This window comes from Xanthomonas sp. CFBP 8151, from assembly GCF_011761885.1.
GTDB classification, from domain to species: domain Bacteria; phylum Pseudomonadota; class Gammaproteobacteria; order Xanthomonadales; family Xanthomonadaceae; genus Xanthomonas; species Xanthomonas arboricola_B.
Genome location: NZ_JAASQZ010000007.1, coordinates 2501 through 5666, shown reverse-complemented (window position 1 = coordinate 5666; position 3166 = coordinate 2501). Strand labels below are relative to the sequence as shown.

The 3166-nt window shown below is 53.4% G+C and carries 2 rRNA genes; both read right to left on the bottom strand.

Features of this window, described 5'->3' with window-relative positions:
• Positions 1 to 58: 58 nt before the first annotated feature.
• A 5S ribosomal RNA gene (gene rrf / locus FHT08_RS19755) occupies positions 59 to 173 on the bottom strand.
• Between the two features lie 112 nt (positions 174 to 285).
• Positions 286 to 3166 (bottom strand): 23S ribosomal RNA (locus FHT08_RS19750).

Genomic DNA, 3166 nt, shown 5'->3' with positions numbered 1-3166 from the left:
AAATGTCGCGCAAAAAAGAAACCCCCAGTCCTGTTGGACTGAGGGTTTCGGGTAAAGCCCCTGGCGATGACCTACTCTCGCATGGCTTGAGCCACACTACCATCGGCGCAGCTGCGTTTCACTTCCGAGTTCGGGATGGGATCGGGTGGTTCCACAGCGCTAATTTCACCAGGGAGACGGTTGGAGCAGCGCTTCACAGCGCTCGTCTCGCATAGGTAACTTGTGACGTAGCTTGCGTTTGGTGATCTACCAACGTTCGTTGGGACCAAGGCAACTTGAGGTTATATGGTCAAGCCGCACGGATCATTAGTATCAGTTAGCTCAATACATTGCTGTACTTACACACCTGACCTATCAACCACATAGTCTATATGGTTCCTTTAGGGGGCTTGTGCCCCGGGAAGTCTCATCTTGAGGCGCGCTTCCCGCTTAGATGCTTTCAGCGGTTATCGCTTCCGAACATAGCTACCCGGCAATGCCACTGGCGTGACAACCGGAACACCAGAGGTTCGTCCACTCCGGTCCTCTCGTACTAGGAGCAGCCCCTCTCAAACTTCCAACGCCCATGGCAGATAGGGACCGAACTGTCTCACGACGTTCTGAACCCAGCTCGCGTACCACTTTAAATGGCGAACAGCCATACCCTTGGGACCGACTACAGCCCCAGGATGTGATGAGCCGACATCGAGGTGCCAAACACCGCCGTCGATATGAACTCTTGGGCGGTATCAGCCTGTTATCCCCGGAGTACCTTTTATCCGTTGAGCGATGGCCCTTCCATACAGAACCACCGGATCACTAAGACCTACTTTCGTACCTGCTTGATCCGTCGATCTTGCAGTCAAGCACGCTTATGCCTTTGCACACAGTGCGCGATGTCCGACCGCGCTGAGCGTACCTTCGTGCTCCTCCGTTACTCTTTAGGAGGAGACCGCCCCAGTCAAACTACCCACCATACACGGTCCCTGATCCGGATAACGGATCTAGGTTAGAACGTCAAGCACGACAGGGTGGTATTTCAAGGATGGCTCCACTGCAGCTAGCGCCACAGTTTCATAGCCTCCCACCTATCCTACACAGACGAACTCAACGTTCAGTGTAAAGCTATAGTAAAGGTTCACGGGGTCTTTCCGTCTTGCCACGGGAACGCTGCATCTTCACAGCGATTTCAATTTCACTGAGTCTCGGGTGGAGACAGCGCCGCTGTCGTTACGCCATTCGTGCAGGTCGGAACTTACCCGACAAGGAATTTCGCTACCTTAGGACCGTTATAGTTACGGCCGCCGTTTACTGGGGCTTCGATCAAGAGCTTCGCCTTGCGGCTGACCCCATCAATTAACCTTCCAGCACCGGGCAGGCGTCACACCCTATACGTCCACTTTCGTGTTTGCAGAGTGCTGTGTTTTTGATAAACAGTCGCAGCGGCCTGGTTTCTGCGACCCTCTTCAGCTATAGCTCGCATGAGCCACCAAAAAGGGTGCACCTTCTCCCGAAGTTACGGTGCCATGTTGCCTAGTTCCTTCACCCGAGTTCTCTCAAGCGCCTGAGAATTCTCATCCTACCCACCTGTGTCGGTTTACGGTACGGTCTTCGTGAGCTGAAGCTTAGGAGCTTTTCCTGGAAGCGTGGTATCAGTGACTTCGCCATAGAGGCTCGTCTCGGTGCTCGGTCTTAAAGGATCCCGGATTTGCCAAAGATCCAAACCTACCGCCTTTCCCCGGGACAACCAACGCCCGGTACACCTAACCTTCTCCGTCCCTCCATCGCACTCACGCGAGGTGCAGGAATATTAACCTGCTTCCCATCGACTACGGCTTTCGCCCTCGCCTTAGGGACCGACTAACCCTGCGTCGATTAACGTTGCGCAAGGAAACCTTGGGCTTTCGGCGTGCGGGCTTTTCACCCGCATTATCGTTACTCATGTCAGCATTCGCACTTCCGATACCTCCAGCAGACTTCTCAATCCACCTTCGCAGGCTTACGGAACGCTCCTCTACCGCGCATAAAACAAGTTTTATGCACCCCAAGCTTCGGTTCACTGCTTAGCCCCGTTAAATCTTCCGCGCAGACCGACTCGACCAGTGAGCTATTACGCTTTCTTTAAAGGGTGGCTGCTTCTAAGCCAACCTCCTGGCTGTCTATGCCTTTCCACATCGTTTTCCACTTAGCAGTGAATTTGGGACCTTAGCTGTGGGTCTGGGTTGTTTCCCTTTTCACGACGGACGTTAGCACCCGCCGTGTGTCTCCCGGATAGTACGTACTGGTATTCGGAGTTTGCAATGGTTTGGTAAGTCGCGATGACCCCCTAGCCATAACAGTGCTCTACCCCCAGTAGTATTCGTCCGAGGCGCTACCTAAATAGCTTTCGAGGAGAACCAGCTATCTCCGGGTTCGATTAGCTTTTCACTCCTAATCACAGCTCATCCCCGTCTTTTGCAACAGACGTGGGTTCGGGCCTCCAGTACCTGTTACGGCACCTTCACCCTGGCCATGACTAGATCACCCGGTTTCGGGTCTACTGCCCGCGACTATGCGCCCTTATCAGACTCGGTTTCCCTTCGCCTCCCCTATACGGTTAAGCTTGCCACGAACAGTAAGTCGCTGACCCATTATACAAAAGGTACGCAGTCACTCTTGCGAGCTCCTACTGCTTGTACGCACACGGTTTCAGGATCTATTTCACTCCCCTCTCCGGGGTTCTTTTCGCCTTTCCCTCACGGTACTGGTTCACTATCGGTCGGTCAGGAGTATTTAGCCTTGGAGGATGGTCCCCCCATATTCAGACAGGGTTTCACGTGCCCCGCCCTACTCGTCTTCACTGGAGTGGCCCTTTTAAATACAGGGCTATCACCTTCTATGGCCAATCTTTCCAGATTGTTTTTCTAAAGCCATTCCAGCTTAAGGGCTGCTCCCCGTTCGCTCGTCACTACTTAGGGAATCTCGGTTGATTTCTTTTCCTCCGGTTACTTAGATATTTCAGTTCACCGGGTTCGCTTCCAGCAGCTATGAATTCACTGCAGGATACTGCCGAAGCAGTGGGTTTCCCCATTCGGATATTGCCGGATCAAAGCTTGTTGCCAGCTCCCCGACACTTTTCGCAGGCTACCACGTCCTTCATCGCCTCTGACCGCCTAGGCATCCACCGTGTGCGCTTATTCGCTTGACC